The sequence below is a fragment of the Pseudomonas sp. S44 genome, assembly GCF_016624805.1.
Taxonomy (GTDB): Bacteria; Pseudomonadota; Gammaproteobacteria; order Pseudomonadales; family Pseudomonadaceae; genus Aquipseudomonas; species Aquipseudomonas machongensis.
In genome coordinates, this window is sequence record NZ_JACVTY010000012.1 from 54412 (window position 1) to 76237 (window position 21826).

At 61.6% G+C, this 21826-nt stretch carries 8 protein-coding genes; 6 read left to right on the forward strand and 2 right to left on the reverse strand.

Annotation, left to right across the window (positions count from 1 at the left end):
- Nucleotides 1-69 precede the first annotated feature (69 nt).
- The 5 genes from IAE40_RS11605 to IAE40_RS11625 all read left to right on the forward strand — a co-directional run bounded on the left by IAE40_RS11605 (nucleotide 70) and on the right by IAE40_RS11625 (nucleotide 15371).
- Nucleotides 70-1764 (forward strand): ShlB/FhaC/HecB family hemolysin secretion/activation protein, encoded by a 1695-nt coding sequence (locus IAE40_RS11605; protein ID WP_200603195.1) that lies wholly within the window; start codon nucleotides 70-72, stop codon nucleotides 1762-1764.
- A gap of 89 nt (nucleotides 1765-1853) precedes the next feature.
- The gene (locus IAE40_RS11610; protein ID WP_200603196.1) at nucleotides 1854-12617 is read left to right on the forward strand and encodes a two-partner secretion domain-containing protein; all 10764 of its coding nucleotides are present in this window, start codon (nucleotides 1854-1856) and stop codon (nucleotides 12615-12617) included.
- A complete protein-coding gene (locus IAE40_RS11615) occupies nucleotides 12614-13183 on the forward strand; it encodes a hypothetical protein (protein ID WP_200603197.1) in 570 nt (189 codons plus the stop codon). Before IAE40_RS11610 ends, IAE40_RS11615 begins: the two co-directional genes overlap by 4 nt.
- A gap of 597 nt (nucleotides 13184-13780) precedes the next feature.
- Nucleotides 13781-14035: a hypothetical protein gene (locus IAE40_RS11620; protein WP_200603198.1), complete on the forward strand. Its 255-nt coding sequence runs from the start codon at nucleotides 13781-13783 to the stop codon at nucleotides 14033-14035.
- Nucleotides 14036-14504: 469 nt separating this feature from the next.
- Complete coding sequence (locus IAE40_RS11625; protein WP_200603199.1) at nucleotides 14505-15371, forward strand: hypothetical protein; 867 nt, start codon at nucleotides 14505-14507, stop codon at nucleotides 15369-15371.
- On the opposite strand, the gene nfi is transcribed toward IAE40_RS11625, so the two are convergent.
- Both nfi and IAE40_RS11635 read right to left on the reverse strand, forming a co-directional pair.
- Nucleotides 15355-16053 carry a deoxyribonuclease V gene (gene nfi / locus IAE40_RS11630; RefSeq protein ID WP_082420915.1) on the reverse strand — a complete coding sequence of 233 codons (699 nt, stop codon included), beginning with the start codon at nucleotides 16051-16053 and terminating at the stop codon, nucleotides 15355-15357. The genes IAE40_RS11625 and nfi overlap by 17 nt on opposite strands.
- Before the next feature lie 144 nt (nucleotides 16054-16197).
- A complete protein-coding gene (locus tag IAE40_RS11635) occupies nucleotides 16198-16551 on the reverse strand; it encodes a hypothetical protein (protein ID WP_063543983.1) in 354 nt (117 codons plus the stop codon).
- A 331-nt stretch (nucleotides 16552-16882) separates the two neighbouring features.
- Between IAE40_RS11635 and IAE40_RS11640 the strand changes: the two genes are divergently transcribed.
- Entirely contained in the window at nucleotides 16883-21748 is a 4866-nt protein-coding gene (locus tag IAE40_RS11640; protein ID WP_063543985.1) for an NAD-glutamate dehydrogenase, read from the forward strand.
- Nucleotides 21749-21826: the final 78 nt, after the last annotated feature.

The following is a 21826-nucleotide window of genomic DNA, read 5'->3' on the forward strand; positions in this document are numbered from 1 at the left end:
GTTCTGCTCTTGTATCCTGCGCACCCTTTCGCAGTGATGCGATCAGTTCTCAAGTGACGGATTACTTGCATGTCCCTCTTCCTCCGTGCGCTGGCGACCGGCTTTGCGCTCCTGCCGCTGCTTGCCAGTGCCGCCCCCTTCCAGTCTCCCGGCGACCGCGACCTGATTCGTGACCGTCAGGAAAACCTTCTGCAAGAGCAGCGCAAGCGCCTTGAGGAACTGCAGCAATTGCCCGGCAAGCAGGCCCCTCAGGCCCCCGTGGTGCCCTCGGAGCAAGGGCGGTGCTTCCAGATCCGCAGCGTCGAGCTGCAAGGTGCGACCCTGCTCAGCGAGCGGCAGCGCCAGGCACTGGTCGAGGGCTATGAAGGCAAGTGCCTGCAGGTGGGCGAGCTCAACGGCCTGCTCAAGCGCATCACCGATCACTACATCGACCGTGGCTACCTGACCACCCGTGCCTACCTGCCGCAGCAGGACCTGGGTTCGGGCATCCTGCAGATCATCATCGTCGAAGGACGCCTGGAAGGCCTGGACAGCTCAGCGCTCGCCAGCCCACGGGAAATGGCCATGACCTTCCCCGGCCAGGTCTCCGAAGTGCTCAACCTGCGCGACATGGAGCAGATGGTCGACCAGCTTGGTCGCTTGCCGTCGCGTCAGGTCGAAGTCGAGCTGGTGCCAGGCCAGGAAGTCGGCGGTAGCCGCGTGCAGCTCAAGGGCCAGCGTGACAAACCCTGGCGAGTCTCGGCCAGCCGCCACAACAATGGTGATGCCAGCAGCGGCGAGCAACAGATGAACCTGGGCCTGGAGTGGGACAGCCCGTTGGGCCTGGCCGATCAGCTGAGCCTCAGGGGCGGGCGTGATGTGGTCAGCGACCACTGGCGCCATTCCGACAGCCATGGCCTGAACTACAGCCTGCCGTGGGGCTGGTGGACCTTCAACTACAGCTACAACCACAACTACTACCGCACCCGCGACACCTCCAGCGGCTTTCCCTTCAAGCTCGACGGCGACAACAGCGTGCACCAGTTCCAGGCCGAACGGGTGATCCACCGCGACAGCCTGAGCAAGACGGCGGTGAATATCGGGGTGAGCCACTTGCGTGCGCGCAACTACCTTGACGACACCCTGATCGATGTCTCCAGCACCCGCATCACCGAGCGTCAGCTTGGTGTCAACCACGGCCGACGCATCGGCAATGCCTTCGTCAACCTCGATGCCGGCTGGCAGCAGGGCATCGGCGCGCTCGACGCCCAGGGCGCAGGCGACCCCCACGGCAACGAACCGGTGTCGCGCTACAACAAGTACACCCTGACCCTGAGCTACCTGCAGCCGTTCCAGCTGTGGGGCGAGCAGTTCAGCTTCGACAGCCTGGCCACCGGCCAGCGCAGCGAGGACGCGCTCTACAGTGCCCAGCGCATCAGTGTCGGCGGGCTGACCTCGGTGCGTGGCTTCAAGGATCAGACCCTCACCGGCGACAGCGGCGGCTACTGGCGCAACCAGTTGCGCTGGCGTCGGCCGGTCACCTGGGCTGCGCTGCAGCCTTGGTTGCGCGAATACGGCATGGCGTTCGCCTACGACGCCGGTGTGATCAAGGGCCAGCATGGCAACGGCAAGGACCATGGGCGCCTGAGCGGCAATGCCCTGGAGTTCAATGTGCGCGGCCAGTACTTCGCTGCCAGCGCAACCTTTGCCCGTTCGCTGGAGCGCCCCGATGCGGTAACCCGCCGCGAGCACCCGATCTATTTCCGCGTCGACGCCTTCTTCTGAGCGCCGGCCCTACCCATTACCCGTGACATCGCTGCCCCTTGCGGGGCAGGCCGGCAACTGGCCTGAGCTGCGACTGGAGTTTGTTCGACATGGATATCCGCACCCCACTGAACCAGTGCATCGCCCTGATCGTTGCTGGCGTGATGTTTCTCAACCCCATCGTCAGCACGGCTGCACAGCTGACCGTCGATGCGGCGGCCAATGCCAACACCAGCATCAACCAGGCCGGCAACGGGGTGCCGATCGTCAATATCGCCACCCCCAACGGCAGCGGCCTGTCGAGCAACACCTTCCGTGACTACAACGTCGGCAGCAACGGGCTGATCCTCAACAACGCCACCGGCAAGACCCAGTCGACTCAACTGGGCGGCATCATCGTCGGCAACCCCAATCTCAGGGGGCAGGCGGCCCAGGTCATCCTCAACCAGGTCACCGGCGGCAACCGCAGTACCCTGCAAGGCTACACCGAGGTGGCGGGCCAGGCGGCACGGGTCATCGTCGCCAACCCCCACGGCATCACCTGCAACGGCTGCGGCTTCATCAACACGCCACGGGCGACCCTCACCACCGGCAAGCCGATCATGGACGGCGAGCGCCTGGACCGCTTCCAGGTCGATGGCGGCGACATCGCCATCGAGGGCGATGCGCTCAACGCCACCAACCTCGACCAGTTCGACCTGATCACCCGCAGTGCCAAGCTCAATACCGAGCTGCACGCCAAGCAGTTGAACATCGTCACCGGGCGCAACGACGTCCAGGCCGATACCCTGCAGGCCACCCCGCGTGCCGATGACGGCAGCGAAAAGCCTCTGCTGGCCATCGACAGCTCGGCGCTGGGCGGCATGTATGCCAACACCATCCGCCTGGTCGGCACCGAGCAGGGCGTGGGCGTCAAGCTGGCCGGCAACATGGCTGCTACCACCGGCGATATCCAGGTAGACGCCAACGGCAAGGTGACGCTTGCCCAGACCTCCAGCGCCGGCGACCTGAAGATTGCCGCGCAAAGCGCCGAGCTGACCGGCAAGACCTACACCGCCGGCAGCGCCACCGTGCGTGTGCGTGACGATGTGACTGTCGGCCAGAGCCTCGCCGCCAAGGGCAGCATCAGCGTGCAGGGCGCGCGGATCGACAACCAGGGCATCATCGAAGCCGGCGTGGAGCCAGACAACAGCCGCAACGCCCAGGGCGATGTGAGCCTCAAGGGCCAGACCCTGCACAACCGCGGTAGCGTGGTCGCCAACCGCAACCTCGAGATCGACAGCAGCGCCACGCTCGACAACCAGGGTGGCAGCCTCAAGGGCCGCGCCACCACGCTGACCGCAGGCCTGCTGGACAACCGCAAAGGCCAGGTGCTGGCCGACGACACCCTGAAAGCCACGGGCGGTGCGATCGACAACCGTGAGCAAGGCCTGCTGCAAGGCAAGGGCCAGGCCGTGTTGGATATCACCGGCAACCTCGACAACCGTGGCGGCCGCGTGGTCGGCCAGGGGGATCTGCAGGTCACCGCCGCCCAGGTGGACAACCGCGGCAACGGTCTGATCGGCAGCGACCAGCAGGCCAGGCTGACCACCCGCGCGCTGCTGGACAACCAGAACGGCGGCAAGCTCAAGGCCGATCGCCTCGACATCACCACCGCCGGGCTGCTCAACAGCGGCGGGCAGTTGCTGGGCGGCGACGTGCTGATCGTCGCCAGCGCCGACATCGACAACCGCCTCGGGCTGATCTCGGCCAAGCGTCTGCTCGATCTCAAAGCCGTGGGCCTGGACAACAGCGGCAAGGGCAACCTGCTCAGCGACGGCACCCTGGCCGTCAAAGTGGCCACCCTGAACAACCGCGACAACGGCATGCTGTCGAGCGTCGGCGATCTTTCACTGCATGGCGAACGCCTCGACAACCGTGGCGGTCTGGTGCTTGCCGACCGCTCGCTGTCCGTCACCGGTGGGGACTTCGACAACCGCGACAAGGGCGTAGCCACCACCAAGGGCAAGGCCCACATCGAAGTTGGCAGCCTGGCCAACAGCGATGCCGGCCACCTGCAGAGCGATGGCCGCCTCGAGCTGATCGCCGACAAAGTCGATAATCAACGCCTGGGTAACATCACGGCCAAGGGTGACCTCGAAGCCCACTTGGGCACCTTGAACCAGCAGGGCGGCAGGCTGACCAGCCTGGGCAGCCTGCTGCTCACCGCCAACACGATCGACAACCAGAACGGCGGCGGGATTGGCGCGACCAATCTGGTCGACATCCGCGCGGCGCGCGTGCTCAACCAGCAGGGTGAGATCTCCAGCGCAGGCAAGGTCGTGCTCGACGCCAGCGCACTGCTGGACAACCAGGCTGGCAAGGTCATTGGCGACCGTGGCCTGACCCTGACCGTCCAGCGCCTGCTGAACCAGAGCAAGGGCCTGCTCAGCGGCTACGACAGCCTGAGCCTGAAAGGCACCGAACTGCTCAACAACGGCGGCCGGTTGAGCAGCCACAAGCATATCGAGCTGGCCCTGGACGGCCAGTTGGACAACAGCGACGCCGGCCTCATCGTCAGTGACGGCACCCTCACGTTGAACGCCGGCACGTTGCGTAACCGCCAGGGCGGCAAGGTCTCGGCCATCGCTGCCATGGGCCTGACCAGCCAAGGGCTGCTGGATAACCAGGGCGGCATTCTGGTGACCGATGCCGGGCTGGTACTTGACGCCGCCCGCCTGGACAACAGCCAGGGCGGCGCCATCAGTGCAGCTGGCCATGCCCAGTTGCGCAGCGGCGCCATCGACAACAGCGCCAAGGGCAAGATCGGTGCCGGCAGCCTGCTGCTGGTCGCCACCCAGCTCGACAACAGCGCCCGCGGCCGTATCAGTGCCTCCGGCCAGATCGATGCGACGCTGACCGGCCTCGACCAGCATGACCACGGGCAACTGGTCAGCGGGACCGGCATTGACCTCGACCTGCAGCACGGCCAGCTGGTGAACCGCGACGGGGGCTTGCTGCGCTCGCCAGGCAGCCTGCTGTTGCGCCAGATCGGCGCGGTGGACAACCGCAACGGCGCAGAGATTTCCAGCGACCGCGGCTTCAGCCTGGTCGCCGACCGCCTCGACAACCGTGGCGGACGCCTGATCAGCGCCCAGGACCTGACCCTGCGCATTGCCGGTGTTCTGGACAACAGCCTCAAGGGCGTGTTGTCGGCTAGCCACGATCTCGACGTCGAGGCTGCCAGCCTCGATAACTTCAGCGGCGGCACCCTGGCCAGCGGCAAGGCCCTCAAGGCCGTGATCGACGGTCAACTCGACAACCACGACCAGGGCATCCTTTCTGCCGCCGCAGCGCTGACCGTCACCAGTGCAGGCGTGCTCAACAGCGAGCGTGGCCTGCTGTCGGGCAACACCGGCCTGACCGTCACGACCGGACAACTGGATAACCACCAGGGCGGCCAGCTCATCAGCCAGGCGGCGATGACCGTCACCAGCGACGGCCTCGACAACCGTGGCGGCGCCTTGAGCAGCAAGCAGGCCATGACCCTGACCACGGGCGACGTGCGCAACGGCGCCGATGCCCTTCAGCGCGGCGGTCGCATCCACAGCGATGCCGAATTGACGCTGGTGGCCGGGCAGGTCGATTCCAGCGAGGGCGGCGAGATCTCCGCCAAGGGCGATCTGCTGCTGCGGGTGAGTGCGTTGATCCAGCGCCAGGGGCGTCTGATCGGTGAACAGAAACTCGACCTCGACCTCAACGGCGGCGACCTGACCAACCAGGGCGGCCTGATCAGTGCCAATGGCCCGCTGATCATCCAGCGCCTGGGCAAGCTCGACAACAGCGCTGGCGAAGTCACCAGCCAGCAATCCTTCAGCCTGCTCGCCAAGCGCATCGACAACCAGCAGGGCCGCATCCTCAGCGACGGCCGGCTGACCGTAGAGGCGGCACAGCTGGACAACAGCACCAAGGGCCTGATGTCCGGCGTTCAAGGCTTGCAGGTCACCGGCAGCGACCTGAACAACAGCGCCGAGGGCACGCTGTCGAGCAAGGACGGCGATCTTACCGTGACCCTGACAGGCGCCCTCGACAACCGTGACCAGGGCGCTCTGGTCAGCAAGGGCCGCCAGCAGGTTACGGCGGCCAGCCTGGACAACCGCAAGGGCATCGTCTCCTCGGAGCAGGCGATCACCCTCAGTGTCGGCGATCGTTTGGACAACAGCGGCGGCCTCATTTCCGCCACAGGTGACCTGACGCTCGACCAGGACGGCACCGTCATCGACAACCAGGGCGGGCAGATCAACGGCCAGGCGATCAGCGTCGCCGGCAAGCGTCTGGAAAACGGCAAGGGCCAGCTCATCAGCCGCGCGGCGCTCGACCTGACCTTGGCCGATGCACTGCTCAATACCGACGATGCGCGCCTGGTCAGTGGCGCCGACCTGCTGCTCAAGGCCGCGCGTGTCGACAACCAAGGCGGCAAGCTGATCAGCCATGGGTTGCTGCATGTCGATTCGGGCACACTGGACAACAGCCACGGCGGCAACCTGGCCAGCCAGCAGAACCTGGTGTTGCGCCTGAGCGGCGATCTGCTCAACGGCAACGATGGCCTGCTGTTCAGTGAGCACGGCAAGCTCGATATCCACGCGGTTGCCCTGGACAACCAGGCCGGCGCGCTCAAGAGCCAGGGCGATATCGACGTGCGCCTGGACAAGCGCCTGGACAACCGCGGCGGTCGCCTGGAGAGCCAGGCAGGCAACCTCGAACTGCACGCGGCGAGCCTCGACAACAGTGGCAGCGGCATGCTCAGCGCGGCCAAAGGCCTGTTCAAGGGCGTCTTCAGCGACCTGTTCGACAACGCTGGCGGTACCACCCAGGCGCAGTCCGTGGACATCGCAGCCGACGCCAAGGTGAACAACCAGGGCGGCTACCTTTCGGCGTTGAGCGGTGACGGCAAGATCGTCACCGCCGATCTCGACAACCGCGGCGGTGGCCTGTACGCCGCCGGATTGCTGAAGGTGCAGGGCCAGCAACTGTTCAACCAGAGCGGCAAGATCGGCGCCGGGCGCATCGACTTCGGCCTGAGCGGCGCGCTGTACAACAGTCTCGGCCAGTTGGAAAGCGAGAGCGAGCTGCAACTGCGCGCCAGCGAACTCGACAACCGCAGCGGCAACCTGCGCGCCCTTGGCAAGACCGGCACCAGCCGATTGATCGTCGCGGGCAACCTGCTCAACGACAACGGTGTGCTGGCCACCGCCAACCAGGACCTCGACCTGCAGATTGGTGGCCTGAGCAACAGCGGCGGGCAACTGCTGCACACCGGCCAGGGTAGCTTCGGCCTGGCTTCCGACAAGGTCACCCAGGCCGGCGGCGTGCTGCACACCGATGGCCTGCTGAGCATCGCCGCTGCCAGCTGGACCAACAGCAGCGTGCTGCAAGCCCGGCGCCTGGAGCTGGACATCGGTCGCTTCGTCCAGACCGCCAGCGGCAAGCTGCTGGCCGTCGAGAGCCTCAGGGGCCGAGGCGGCGACTGGACCAACCATGGCCTGCTGGCCAGCGATGGCAGCCTGCAACTGGATCTGACCGGCAACTATGACGGCAATGGCCGCCTGAGCAGCCTTGGCGCACTGACGCTGGGCGCCAACGATATCCGCCTGTCCAGTACCGCCAGCCTCGCCGGTGGCGCCGACACCGCAGTGACCGCGCGCAACCTGCTGAGCAACGACGGTCGCCTGACCGCCCTGGGCGGCCTGACGGTGACGGCCGCCAGCCTCGAAAATCGCGGCACCCTGGGTGGCGCTGCGGCGGTGAAGCTCGCCGCAAACAGCCTGAGCAACCAGCGCGGCCTGGTGTTCAGCGGCAATGACATGACCTTGCGCGTCGGCAGCCTGAGCAACTACTACGGCGATATCTACAGCCTTGGTGGCCTTGATCTTGCCGGCAACGCCGGTGCCCGCGCGGTGCTGCTGGACAATATCTCCGGCAGCGTGGAAAGCGCCGGCAACATGACCCTGGCGGTGGACACGCTGCTCAACCGCAAGGAATTCCTGAGCTCGACCAAGAAACTGGTCGCCGGCAACGTCAATGTCTATTCCGACGACCGCTGCAAGGGCAAGGGCTGCGAGCTGTACTTCTCGGCAACGGAAAGCTGGGAAGACGTCATCGACCGCGATACCCCCACCGCCTTCATCACCACCGGCAGCAAGCTGACCTTCGCCGGTGACGCATTCCGCAACCACTACAGCAGCGTTTCGGCGGCGGGTGACATCGCCATCAACACGGCGGTGTTCGAGAACAAGGGCGCCGGTGGAGGCGAGCAGCGCAACCTCACCGCGAGCATGTATACCCGTGATCGCGGCCAGTACAACGCGTTCATCCAGGCCAAGAACCAGTTCAACCAGAACCCCGGCTCGCTGACCCTCGACCAGGTCATGGCCGCTGCGGGGTATCCGCAGTACAGCATCTATGACGTCATCGACAACAGGACGCCGATCGCTGGCGCCGTGGTTGCCCCGGCGGTCGTGCAGTCAGCTGGCGCCGTGACCATCAACGCCACCCAGCGCATCGACAACAGCGTGGTGCGCGTCAATCAGGCCGGCGCCGGTACCATCGGGGCCCGTGGCGATGCCACGGCTGATCCGCGCCAGGTCCAGACCCAGGTGCGCGCGCTCAACCCGCAGTTGCCGCCCGACCTCGCCCAGCGCCAGGTCAACCCGGTCACGCTGCCCAGCTTCAGCCTGCCGCAAGGCAGCAACGGCCTGTTCCGCATCAGCACCCAGACTGGCCAGGCCGCGATCAGCGGCGATGCCCTGGGCGCCACCGCCGACCATACCCAAGCAGGCAGCGGCACCTTCATATCACCGCTGGCCAGCACCACCAATGCCGACAACCGTGCGGCGCAGACGCTGTCCGCCCAAGGCTCGGCTGCGGCCCAAGGCGCCGTCAGCGGCGCCGGTGTGGCGCTGGATGGCCTGGCAGCGGGTGTTCGACTGGTCCAGGGCGTCCCTGAGCGCAGCGTGCCGAGCACCTCGCACAAATACCTGGTGGAGACCAACCCGGCCCTGACCGACCTCAAGCAGTTCCTGAGCTCCGACTACCTGCTTGGCCAGCTCAACGTCAATCCAGACCAGGCCATCAAGCGCCTGGGCGACGGTCTCTACGAACAACGCCTGATCCGCGAAGCTGTGGTGGCCCGCACCGGCCAGCGCTACATCGATGGCATGACCAGCGACGAGACGCTGTTCCGCTACCTGATGGACAACGCCATCGCCAGCAAGGACAAGCTGTCGCTGAGCGTGGGCGTGTCGCTCAGCGCCGAGCAGATCGCCGCCCTGACCCACGACATCGTCTGGATGGAGCAGGTCGAGGTCAACGGCGAGAAGGTGCTGGCGCCAGTGCTGTACCTGGCCCACGCCAACGGTCGCGTCGCCCCCAACGGCGCACTGATTCAAGGCCGTGACGTCAACCTGATCAGCGGCGGCGACCTGGTCAACGTCGGCACCCTGCGTGCCACCAACAACCTCGCCGCCAGCGCCACCAACATCAGCAACAGCGGGCTGATCGAAGCAGGCGGGCGCCTGGACATGCTCGCCACCGACTCGATCCGCAACGCCCAGGGCGGGATCATCGCCGGTCGTGAAGTGAGCCTGACCGCGCTGACCGGCGATGTGATCAACGAACGCAGCGTCACCCGCCTGGAAGGCCGGGCCGGTGGCGAGCATGTGACCAAGGACCTGGTCGACACTGCAGCACGCATCGAGGCGGCGAACGACCTGACCGTCACCGCTGGGCGCGATATCGGCAACGTGGGTGGGGTGGTCAAGGCGGGTGGCGATATCAGGCTGGATGCCGGTCGCGACCTGTCCATCGTCAGCCAGGAAGGCGTCGACAGCCACGAGTATCAACGCCGCCGTGTCAGCGGCCACGACACCAGCATCACCCAGTACGGCAGCGAGATCAGCGCAGGTGGCAACCTCACCGCCACGGCAGGTCAGGACCTGAGCATCGTTGCCAGCGAAGTCGAGGCACGCCGCGACCTGGCCCTGCAGGCCGGCCGCGACGTGACCCTGGCTGCTGCGGCGAACGAGGAGCACAGCTACGCCAAGGGCAAGAAGGGCAAGACCAAGTACGAGGGACAGGAGGATGACGTCGAGCAGCAGTCTGCCGTGGTGAAGGCCGGCGGCGACCTGGCCATCGACGCCGGACGTGACCTGCGCCTGGTGGCGAGCAAAGTCAGCGCCGGCGAGGAAGCCTACCTGGTGGCCGGCGACAAGCTGGAGCTGCTGGCGGCCAACGACAGCCAGTACTCGCTGTACGACATGAGCAAGAAAGGCGGCTGGGGCAGCAAGCAGACCCAGCGCGACGAAGTCACCGACGTCAAGGCGGTGGGCAGCGAAGTCAGCAGCGGTGGTGATCTGACGCTCAAGAGCGGTGGTGATCAGTTGTACCAGGGGGCGAAGCTCGCCTCGGGTGCTGACCTGACCATCGATAGTGGCGGCGCGGTGACGTTCGAGGCGGTCAAGGACCTGCATCAGGAGAGTCACGAGAAGAGCAAGTCCAACGTTGGCTGGTTCAGCATGAAGGGCGAGGGCCGTACGGATGAAACGGTTCGCCAGAGCGAGCTGGTCGCTAAAGGCGACCTGGTGATCAATGCTGTTGGCAAGATTCATGTGGATGTGCGCCAGGTCAACCAGCAGACGGTGAGCGAGTCCATCGATGCCATGGTCAAGGCTGATCCCAAGCTGGCCTGGCTCAAGCAGGTCGAAGCACAAGGTGGCGTGGACTGGCGTCAGGTCAAAGAAATCCACGATTCGTTCAAGTACAGCAATTCCGGGCTGGGGCCGGCTGCTCAGCTCGCGATTGCGATCGTCATGGCGGCCGTCGTGGGCCCTGCCGCAGCGGCCTGGGCCAACGGCGGTGTCGCTGGCGCCGCCGTCGGGGCCGTTGCCACGGGCGCTGCGACCAATGCTTCGGTAAGCGTCGTCAATAATCGAGGCAATCTGGGGGCTGTGGTCAAGGATGTGACCTCCTCCGATGCGATGAAAGGCTATGTCATTTCGGGTGTGGCTGCAGGTCTGACAGCGGCCTATTTCGATGGCTGGACGGGAACGAAAACTGACCCAGTCACGGGCAAAGTCCTGGGGCCGAAACTGTACACGATCAAAGGCGTAGGTCAGTTCGCAGCCAACCAGACGTTGCAGAATGGCACCTCCCTGCTGCTGAGCAAAGCCCTTGGGCAGGGCGGCAGTGCCAGCGATGCGTTGAAAAGCGCGCTGTTCAATACGCTGGCGGCAGCCAGTTTCAATGCGGTGGGGGATTACACCAAGCAGTTCGGCATCGAGAACGGCAGCCTTCCCAAGATTGCCATCCATGCGATGGTGGGTGGCTTGCTGTCGAAGGCCACTGGCGGTGACTTCAAAACGGGTGCCTTGGCGGCCGGCGCGAATGAAGCGCTGGTGGTACAGCTCAACAAGCTGGTTGGGGGAAATGAAAACCTGCTGACCATGAGCTCGCAGATCGTCGGGGTGCTGGCGGCGGCTAGTCAGGAGGATGCTGACGCCAGCTCGTTGAACAAAGCGGCATGGGTAGCCAAAAACGGCACGCAATACAACTTCCTCGGAGACCACTCGGCTAAGCAGCGAGACGAGGCAAGGGACAATTATCGCAAAGACGGCGGAATGGACGCCGCGCGTGATCTGGTCAACCTGGAAGGCGCGGATCAGCGTAGCGACAAGCTGTTGCAACTCTACAAGCGCGATCCCTCATTGCTTAGCCAGGATGACAAGGTCGAGCTCGCGGCATACCTGCAGGTTTATGCCTTCGAGAGACTGGATGCCGTCAGGAAACTGGATGCCCAAAATGGCTTGGGTATCAGCCATAGCTTGGCAACCGTCCAGGCAAGTGTCGCCAGTTTGCTCAGTGGTGAGCAGACCTTGGGCTATGGCTATCCCTATGCAGGTAGCAGCCAGGACAAGCTCGCGTGGGCAGATGCTCAGCGCAGCCAAATGGGACTGGTTGAAAACCTGGCCTGGACCCGGGACCGTAGCGTCGACGAGCAGACCTACCTTGATGCCAAGTCCAGCCTGCGCATTGGCGAGCAGCAGCAAGGTTTGGCCAACCTGGGTGATCCTGCGATCTACTTCCTGACCGGCTCTATCGGCAGCACGATCAGGGCTGTAGCGGCGACCAACGGGGCGCTGCAGTTTACCCAGGGTGCCAAGCAAGCGGTTGATGGTGATGGATGGAATGCCGCTGGTAATATGGTGGCCGGCCTGCTGGGGATGGCTACACTGGGGATTCCTGCCATCAAGGGTGGGGCGGTTGCAATCGGCGACGCTGCCTCCACACGACCAGGAAACCCGGGCGTTATCAGGAATGACCCAGCTCTTGCAGTTTCACCAAATACCGGAAAATACCTAGAAGATTTCAAACCGTCGCCTACCCCACTGGAGCTGGTGCGGCAACAGACAGAGACGTTATACGCAACGGCGTTTATACGCTTTGATCATATCCTCGACGGTGGAGTAAATACGTTGAGGAGTGGTGAGAGGGTTGGGACGGGTGGTCATTATTTAAGGTCTCCTGATGTCAATGTGACTCGAATCACTGGTCAAGTTGATGAATTTGGTGTTTCAAAAGGGTATGTCTCTATACGCGATCCTCTGACGAATAGCTGGGCCCCGAAGAAAGCAGAGACAACATTTTTCCCTGAGCAGTGGAGCAAGCGGCAAGTTCAGGTAGAGATCGAGGGTGCATTCAGGAATTCATCTCCTATAGCTGGTACTGAACGGTGGCGAGGGATTTCACCTAGTGGCGTGAGAATAGAGGGATACTACGGTAAGCCGGATGGTACGGGGGCCACAGCGTGGCCTGTGTATGGAAAGGATAGAAAAATATGAATTTAGGTATCGTATATCCTCATTGGTCGATATTTGGATTTTATGATCTGGGCGCGTCTGAACATGGCGAGCGAGCGCGCATCGAGCAAATACCTGTAGGGGTGCGCGAAATTGTTGGTTGGTTGAGTGATGATGTGAGTGGTACGGCCAGTGTTCAAGCATTGATCGATCGTTTGAGTGCATGTGGGCTTCAAGGGCATGCCGAATACTTGGGGTTTGGAAATGCGCACCATATGGGATACGCTGAAGGCCACCTGTATTTGGAGTGTGAGTATAGCGATGGACTTCAAGTCATTATGACGGTGGCACAAGCCACTGATGTGCTGAGCGAATATGTGAGCTTTTTAAAATCTGGAGTTCGCAATAAAGATGCCCCTCCTACGCCCTTTTTGGTTGAATATGTTGCTGAGGGGGAGGCTGCTTGCCTGCTATATCAGGAAATGGGGGGGCGCATAGGTTTTTCAGTAGAAGAAATGAGAGAGAATAGCAGGGCTCAGCGTAAAGATAACAAAAGAAAGGCGCTTTTGAATAAACTTGATCATCAAAATAAAACAAATGATATCTAAGCTCTGCCTGAATATATCTGGGCTCACTCATGCTATATTGAAATGGGCTCGGAACGTTCACGTATTCCAGTACAGTCGGGCGCAGCCCCGGCCGTTTCTCGCCCCGTTTCGCCTTGTCTGGCTTTCGAGCAGACACATTTCAGACAGCCCCTAACAAGAAGCTATGGGCATCAGGAACCAGGTCATGATTATGTCGCCGGTTGGGTTTACGCTCCTGGCACATTAGGTGTGTTTGTGGCGCCCAGCAGCCGACGGAGCGAATATCGGTGATCAGTTATCCACCGATAAGCCGTTTAGTTACGTGGATGCATCAATTGCTGCTACTGTTGGCGGGGCCACTCAAGGCAGAGGGTTAGGGTTCACTCTCGGCGCTGGGGCGGGTGGGTCTTATTTAGGAAGTTTGATCAAGGGTGAAGATCCGACGTATTCACTTCTGGGAGTAGTTCTGGGTGGCTTGATGGGTTTCAAGGGAGGGCAAGTAGTGTCTGGTCAGTTAAAGCCAATTGTCGGAGAAGCAGCGGATATATATGGCAACGTATCTGGCTCTGTACTTTCCGAAGTCGTCGGGGGACAAGTCAGTTCTGTAGGGGATAAAAAGTGAAGCTGGAAAGAGTTGGTTTTTTTTTGATGGCTGTGTTGTTGGTGTATTCTGTATTGCTTTTTTTTGGAGTTGGGGTGGTGGGGCACCTTGTAGGGTCGATTGTTGGTTATTATAAGTTTGATTGTTGGGTATTTGGTTGGAAGGAGATTCATAAGTCTATTATTGTTGGATTGTCTTGCGGGGTTCCAGTTGCTTTAGGGATATGGGTGAAGTCAAAGGTGGTAGAGGTTAAAAAAAAGCGCAGCGACTGATTTTTAATTTGTGGTTGTGTTGGGTTTTTCTGGGCTTTAGAGAGGCGTAATTTGTGGGGGCTAAAATTATCTAGGATGCCAATTGTGTATTTGGTCGGATCAGTTGCTTGTAGACGCAAGAATAGAGCGTGGAGATGTAGTTCAAGGGTTTGGAAAGCTAAAGACTTCGAATGTGTCGTATCGAAAAGGTGAGATGAAATTTATTGCCCTTGATTCAATTGGGCTTAATAAATTCAAAGATTGGTTTCGCCCGCAGAGCTCCGTCTTACTCAACAGCGTAATCTGGTCAAAAGATCCCTTTCAGTTTAGTGGGAATAAGGACTCGGTACCCCAAGGTATCAATTGATGATGTGAAAGTGGCCACCTACAAGCTGGCACCGAAGCAGGGGCAGGTGGATAAATTCGAGGCGTGCTCAAACTGTAGCGGTTTACTGAAGGATGCCGATGTGATTACCGGAAGGAAGCTCTGATGATTATCAAAAGAAATGCGATAAGCAACCAGGGCGGATTGTGGACTTTTCGGGGCGTACCCTACACCGGGGGAGCGTTGGAGTTCTCGAATGGTCATGTGGTTGGAGGAGGTATGTATGAAGATGGCCGCTATGTTGATGTCTACCGCAGCGAGTTTATTATTGGGGAGGTGCGTAATAGTATCGAAATGGAGCGAGACTATACGGGGGAGCAGTTTTATTGGGGGGATAGTGTCTACAATGGATTTTCCTATGAGTTCAGTGGTGATGTATGTGTCAGCGAGCGCTTGTATGAATATGGCTGGGTGATAGAGGAAGTAACATATTTCCCAGATGGACAGTTGCGAACTGTCGAGATCGGGGAGGATGTTCCACAGAGTTATGGGTGGTTCGAAGGCGGTGGACTGGAAGCGATGACGGTTCACCAGAATAATATTTTCATGTTTTCCTTGATATTTTCATTGGAAGGTCTGACGCGGTTGACTCTGTTGGGTGACTATTTTTCTAAACTACCGCAAGTGATCGGGTGCATAAGGTTTCCTGTGTTGCGTGATAAAGCGGAGCTCTCGTCTCTTAAGTATGCGTCCCGGGTTTCACTCATTGGAGATGGTATTGACAAGGCTGTGGTTGATTACATTTTTATGGGGGGCAATGAGCGCTGTATCAGAGAGTTAGAGCTGGATGGTGTCAATGGTACACCGGAAATTCTGCAGTGTTTGAAAAATTATCAGCAGTTGAGTGTATTGAAAGTTGTGGCTGCTAAGGATTGCGTTGACTGGTGGCGTGAAGGGTGCGTCCAGTTTCAGGTACTTTGTCCCGAATGTGACGTATATTTAAATAATCGGAAGGTTAGTTTGGAGGGGTGATGGGGTGTTTGTTCTGTTCGTAGAACTGCCTTCCATATCGATCTGCAAGCCGGGTCGTTTCTGGTAGTCGATAGTGGCGTGTTGCATTCAATACCCAGTGACAGGCAGTTTCAAGGGAGATTCGGTGGCCGATTGAAACGAACACGGGTTTTACATTTTTTTGAGTCCTGAGCGCGGCCCCGATTAGTTTGTCGCCGTCGAACAGGCCTGATTGGCATCCCCTTTCATTAAGCGGAGGTGCGTATTCACCAATGAAGCGACTTTTTCCGCATCCAATAGTGGGTATGTCATAAAGTACCCCCAAATGCGATGCCAAGCCAAACCGACGAGGGTGAGCTATACCTTGCCCGTCGCAGATGATCAGGTCAGGTCGGTGGGTTATAGCCGATAAGAGCTTTACGATAGAAGGCAGTTCTCTAAACGAAAAAAGACCAGGCACATAGGGAAACGAAGTCGTACCCGACCATGCATGCTCTTCGATGATTTCCAGGCTTTCTGCGTCAACCACAACAATAGAGGCTATGAGTGTATCGTTTTCTTTGTGGTAGGCGACATCAATGCCTGCGATACTAGAAATAGGCCCAAGCTGATCTTGCTTGACTACAAGTTTAGATAGTCGTATCTGTAGATCGATAGCCTCGCTTGGGGTTATATCCCAAGGGTGTTGTATGACTGGCTGCATGTGGACTGTTCTCGCTAAATCAAATGGGTGAGGTTGTCGCGCTGATCGGCAACTACACAAAGGCGACCCTTGGGTCGCCTTTGTTGTGTGCGCTGTCGACGCTTCCTTGCCCCTGTGCGGGCTAACCCGCAACGGGGCGCCGTCTCAGATCTCGGAAACGAACGTCCCCGTTCCCTCGAGAATATTGCGCAGCGTCAGCGCCACTTCCTCCAGATCGCTTCCGGCCGACGTAAGCAGGATCTCCAGCGATTCATCACCCCTGAGTGCATCCCGATCCCCCGGTGAAACCTCGATCAGCAGGCGCTCGGCACTCAAGGTCACTTTCAGCCCGTCCAGCGTCGACGGTTCGTCGTCCAGCGTGAGATCGACGGTGTCTTCGTCCGGATAGCGGGTGAGCAGGAACATCTGGCCCTTGTCGCTGTGGCAGCACAGGGTCGCCATGTTGTCTTCCTCGTCATCGCAGGGGGTGGCGAAGAGCAGGGCGGTTTTCAGTTGCATGGGCAGCTCGGTTCAAGGAAATGAAATGCGATTGTGCCAGTCTGGGCCTTGCGCATAAACGCAATGTTACCGCCCTTTGACCGAATATGTCGCAGCGCTGCAAGCCGGGATGACCGCTCAGTCGTTAAGCTGCCCAGTTGATGGACAACCGTAAAGACACAGCCACCGGCAGTCGTCTTTGCAGCTGCCCATCCCTGGAACATGGACGCGAAGGAAGCGTCCTACGCCTTGGTTTTACCGTCTTCCTGCTACGGGTTGGCTATCGTTGATCCGTACATGGCGCACGTACACGACGCTTCACCTATAACAAAGCCCAAGCGGAGTACCACAGATGGCGTTTTTCACCGCAGCCAGCAAAGCCGACTTCCAGCATCAACTGCAGGCGGCCCTGGCGCAGCACATCAGCGAGCAGTCCCTGCCACAAGTGGCGCTGTTCGCCGAACAGTTCTTCGGCATCATCTCTCTGGACGAACTCACCCAGCGTCGGCTGTCCGACCTGGCCGGCTGCACCCTCTCTGCCTGGCGCACCATCGAGCGCTTCGACCCGAACACTGCGCAAGTGCGGGTCTACAACCCTGACTACGAACGCCATGGCTGGCAATCCACGCACACCGTGGTCGAAGTGCTGCACCATGACCTGCCGTTCCTGGTCGACTCGGTACGCACCGAACTCAACCGCCGCGGCTACAGCATCCACACCCTGCAGACCACCGTGCTCAGCGCCCGCCGCGGGCCGAAGGGCGAGCTGCTCGAACTGCTGCCCAAGGGCACCCAGGGTGAAGGCGTCAGCCACGAGTCGCTGATGTACCTGGAGATCGACCGCTGCGCCAATGCCGCCGAGCTGACCAGCCTGACCCGCGAGCTGGAGCTGGTACTGGCCGATGTGCGCGTCGTCGTCGCCGACTTCGACCCGATGAAGGCCAAGGTCCGCGACCTGCTGGCGCTGGTGGGCGAAAACGCCTTCGGCCCGGCGCAGAACGACAAGGCCGAGGTGCAGAGCTTCCTCACCTGGCTGCTGGACAACCACTTCACCTTCCTCGGCTATGAAGAGTTCGTGGTCGAGTCCGACGCTGCCGGCGGCAGCCTGGTCTACGACGAATCGTCCTTCCTCGGCCTGCCGCGCGTGCTGCGCAGCGGCCTGAGCAATGAAGACCTGCGCATCGAGGACTACGCCGTCAGCTACCTGCGCGAGCCGCGCCTGCTGTCGTTCGCCAAGGCTTCGCAACCAAGCCGCGTGCACCGTCCGGCTTACCCGGACTACGTGTCGATTCGCCAGATCGATGCCGATGGCAAGGTCATCAAGGAATGCCGCTTCATGGGCCTGTACACCTCGACGGTGTACGGTGAAAGCGTGTACACCATCCCGTACATCCGCGGGAAAGTCGCCGAGATCGAGCGCCGTTCGCACTTCGATCCCAAGGCGCACCTGGGCAAGGAACTCACGCAGGTGCTCGAAGTGCTGCCGCGCGACGACCTGTTCCAGACCCCGATCGACGAGCTGTTCAACACCGTCATGTCGATCGTGCAGATCCAGGAGCGCAACAAGATCCGCGTGTTCCTGCGCAAGGACCCGTACGGACGCTTCTGCTACTGCCTGGCCTACGTACCGCGTGAAATCTACTCCACCGAAGTGCGCCAGAAGATCCAGCAGGTGCTGATGGAGCGCCTGAAGGCTACCGACTGTGAGTTCTGGACCTTCTTCTCCGAGTCGGTGCTGGCACGTGTGCAGTTGATCCTGCGGGTCGACCCGAAGAACCGCATCGACATCGACCCGCAGCAGCTGGAAAACGAAGTGATCCAGGCCTGCCGCTCGTGGCAGGACGACTTCTCGGCGCTGGTGGTGGAGAACTTCGGCGAAGCCCAGGGCACCAACATCCTCGCCGACTTCCCCAAGGGCTTCCCGGCGGGTTACCGCGAGCGCTTCGCTGCGCATTCGGCGGTGGTGGACATGCAGCATGTGCTGGCATTGTCCGAAGCCAAGCCGCTGGCCATGAGCTTCTACCAGCCACTCACCCAACTGGGCGAGCGCCAGCTGCACTGCAAGCTGTACCACGCCGACACGCCGCTGGCGCTGTCCGACGTGCTGCCGATCCTGGAGAACCTCGGCCTGCGCGTGCTGGGTGAATTCCCGTACCGCCTGCGCCACGCCAACGGTCGCGAGTTCTGGATCCATGACTTCGCCTTCACCTACAGCGAAGGCCTGAACCTGGACCTGCAGCAGCTCAACGACACCCTGCAGGATGCCTTCATCCACATCGTCAAGGGCGACGCCGAGAACGACGCGTTCAACCGCCTGGTGCTCACCGCTGGCCTGCCATGGCGCGATGTGGCACTGCTGCGCGCCTATGCCCGCTACATGAAGCAGATCCGCCTGGGCTTCGATCTGGGCTACATCGCCAGCACCCTGAACAACCACACCGACATCGCCCGCGAGCTGACGCGGTTGTTCAAGACCCGCTTCTACCTCGCGCGCAAGCTCGGCCAGGATGACCTGGACGACAAGCAGCAGCGCCTGGAGCAGGCGATCCTCACCGCCCTGGACGACGTCCAGGTGCTCAACGAGGACCGCATCCTGCGTCGCTACCTGGACCTGATCAAGGCCACCCTGCGCACCAACTTCTACCAGCCCGACGCCGCTGGCCAGAGCAAGTCGTACTTCAGCTTCAAGTTCAACCCGCGCCTGATTCCCGAGCTGCCCAAGCCCGTACCGAAATTCGAGATCTTCGTCTATTCGCCGCGGGTCGAAGGCGTGCACCTGCGCTTTGGCAACGTCGCCCGCGGCGGCCTGCGCTGGTCGGACCGCGAGGAAGACTACCGCACCGAAGTGCTGGGCCTGGTCAAGGCGCAGCAGGTGAAGAACTCGGTGATCGTGCCGGTCGGCGCCAAGGGCGGCTTCCTGCCGCGTCGCCTGCCATTGGGTGGCGGCCGCGACGAGATCGCCGCCGAGGGTATCGCCTGCTACCGCATCTTCATCAGTGGCCTGCTCGACATCACCGACAACCTCAAGGACGGTGGGGTGGTGCCGCCGGCCAACGTGGTGCGTCATGACGACGACGACCCCTACCTGGTAGTAGCTGCAGACAAAGGCACCGCGACTTTCTCCGACATCGCCAACGGCATCGCCAACGACTACGGCTTCTGGCTCGGCGATGCCTTCGCCTCCGGTGGTTCGGCTGGCTACGACCACAAAGGCATGGGCATCACTGCCCGTGGCGCCTGGGTGGGCGTGCAGCGCCACTTCCGTGAGCGCGGCATCAACGTGCAGGAAGATCCGATCACCGTGGTCGGCATCGGCGACATGGCCGGCGACGTGTTCGGCAACGGCCTGCTGATGTCCGACAAGCTGCAACTGGTAGCCGCATTCAACCACCTGCACATCTTCGTCGACCCGAATCCGGACCCGGCCACCAGCTTCGCCGAGCGCAAGCGCCTGTTCGAGCTGCCGCGTTCGGCCTGGACCGACTACAACAGCGCGATCATGTCCGAAGGCGGCGGGATCTTCCCGCGTAGCGCCAAGAGCATCGCCATCAGCCCGCAGATGAAGGAACGCTTCGCCATCGAAGCCGACCGCCTGACCCCGACCGAACTGCTGCATGCATTGCTGCAGGCGCCGGTCGACCTGCTGTGGAATGGCGGCATCGGCACCTACGTCAAGGCCAGCAGCGAAAGCCACGCCGATGTCGGCGACAAGGCCAACGACGCCCTGCGCGTCAACGGCAACGAGCTGCGCTGCAAGGTGGTGGGCGAGGGCGGCAACCTTGGCATGACCCAGCTCGGTCGCGTCGAGTTCGGCCTGCATGGCGGCGCCACCAACACCGACTTCATCGACAACGCCGGTGGCGTGGACTGCTCCGACCACGAGGTCAACATCAAGATCCTGCTCAACGAAGTGGTGCAGGCTGGCGACATGACCGAGAAGCAGCGCAACCAGCTGCTGGGCAGCATGACCGAGGAAGTCTCCTCGCTGGTGCTCGGCAACAACTACAAGCAGACCCAGGCCCTGTCGCTGGCGGCCCGCCGCGCCCGCGAGCGGATCGCCGAGTACAAGCGCCTGATGGCCGACCTCGAGTCGCGGGGCAAGCTGGACCGCGCCATCGAGTTCCTGCCGACCGAAGAGCAACTGGCCGAACGCCTGGCGGCTGGCCAGGGCCTGACCCGTGCCGAGCTGTCGGTGCTGATCTCGTACAGCAAGATCGATCTCAAGGAGCAACTGCTCAAGTCGCTGGTGCCGGACGACGACTACCTGACCCGTGACATGGAGACGGCGTTCCCGCCGTCACTGGTCAGCAAGTTCGCCGAGGCCATGCGCCGTCACCGCCTCAAGCGCGAGATCGTCAGCAACCAGATCGCCAACGACCTGGTCAACAACATGGGCATCACCTTCGTGCAGCGCCTGAAGGAGTCCACCGGCATGAGCCCGGCCAACGTTGCCGGTGCGTATGTGATCGTGCGCGACATCTTCCACCTGCCGCACTGGTTCCGCCAGATCGAGGCGCTGGACTACCAGGTGCCCGCCGAGATCCAGCTGACCCTCATGGACGAGCTGATGCGCCTGGGACGTCGTGCCACCCGCTGGTTCCTGCGCAGCCGTCGTAACGAGCAGGATGCCGGTCGTGACGCTGCCCATTTCGGGCCGAAGATCGCGCAACTGGGGCTCAAGCTCGACGAACTGCTGGAAGGGCCGACCCGCGAGCGCTGGCAGGCGCGCTACCAGGGCTTCGTCGAAGCCGGGGTGCCGGAGTTGCTGGCGCGCATGGTGGCAGGCACTACTCACCTGTACACTCTGCTGCCGATCATCGAAGCTTCGGATGTCACCGGTCACGATCCGGCGCAGGTGGCCAAGGCGTTCTTCGCCGTGGGCAGCGCGCTCGACCTGACCTGGTACCTGCAGGAAATCAGCAACCTGCCAGTGGAGAACAACTGGCAGGCCCTGGCCCGCGAAGCGTTCCGCGACGACATCGACCTGCAGCAGCGCGCGATCACCATTTCCGTGTTGCAGATGGCCGATGCACCGGACGACATGGACGCCCGCGTGGCCCTGTGGGCCGAGCAGCACCGGGTGATGGTCGAGCGCTGGCGCGCCATGCTGGACGACCTGCGCAACGCCACAGGCACCGACTATGCGATGTACGCGGTGGCCAACCGCGAGCTGGTCGACCTGGCGCTGAGTGGGCAGTCGGTGGTGATTCCATCCTGACCTTGGCCCTGAAATGAAAAAGCCCCGGCAGCAATGCCGGGGCTTTTTTGTCTGTCTCTGGCGGCCCTGTGGGAGCGG

Coding starts and splice junctions, on each gene's coding strand:
- IAE40_RS11640 (WP_063543985.1), top strand. CDS start 16,883: ATGGCGTTTTTCACCGCAGCCAGCAAAGCCGACTTCCAGCATCAACTG.
- IAE40_RS11605 (WP_200603195.1), top strand. CDS start 70: ATGTCCCTCTTCCTCCGTGCGCTGGCGACCGGCTTTGCGCTCCTGCCG.
- IAE40_RS11610 (WP_200603196.1), top strand. CDS start 1,854: ATGGATATCCGCACCCCACTGAACCAGTGCATCGCCCTGATCGTTGCT.
- IAE40_RS11635 (WP_063543983.1), bottom strand. CDS start 16,551: ATGCAACTGAAAACCGCCCTGCTCTTCGCCACCCCCTGCGATGACGAG.
- IAE40_RS11615 (WP_200603197.1), top strand. CDS start 12,614: ATGAATTTAGGTATCGTATATCCTCATTGGTCGATATTTGGATTTTAT.
- IAE40_RS11625 (WP_200603199.1), top strand. CDS start 14,505: ATGATTATCAAAAGAAATGCGATAAGCAACCAGGGCGGATTGTGGACT.
- nfi (WP_082420915.1), bottom strand. CDS start 16,053: ATGCAGCCAGTCATACAACACCCTTGGGATATAACCCCAAGCGAGGCT.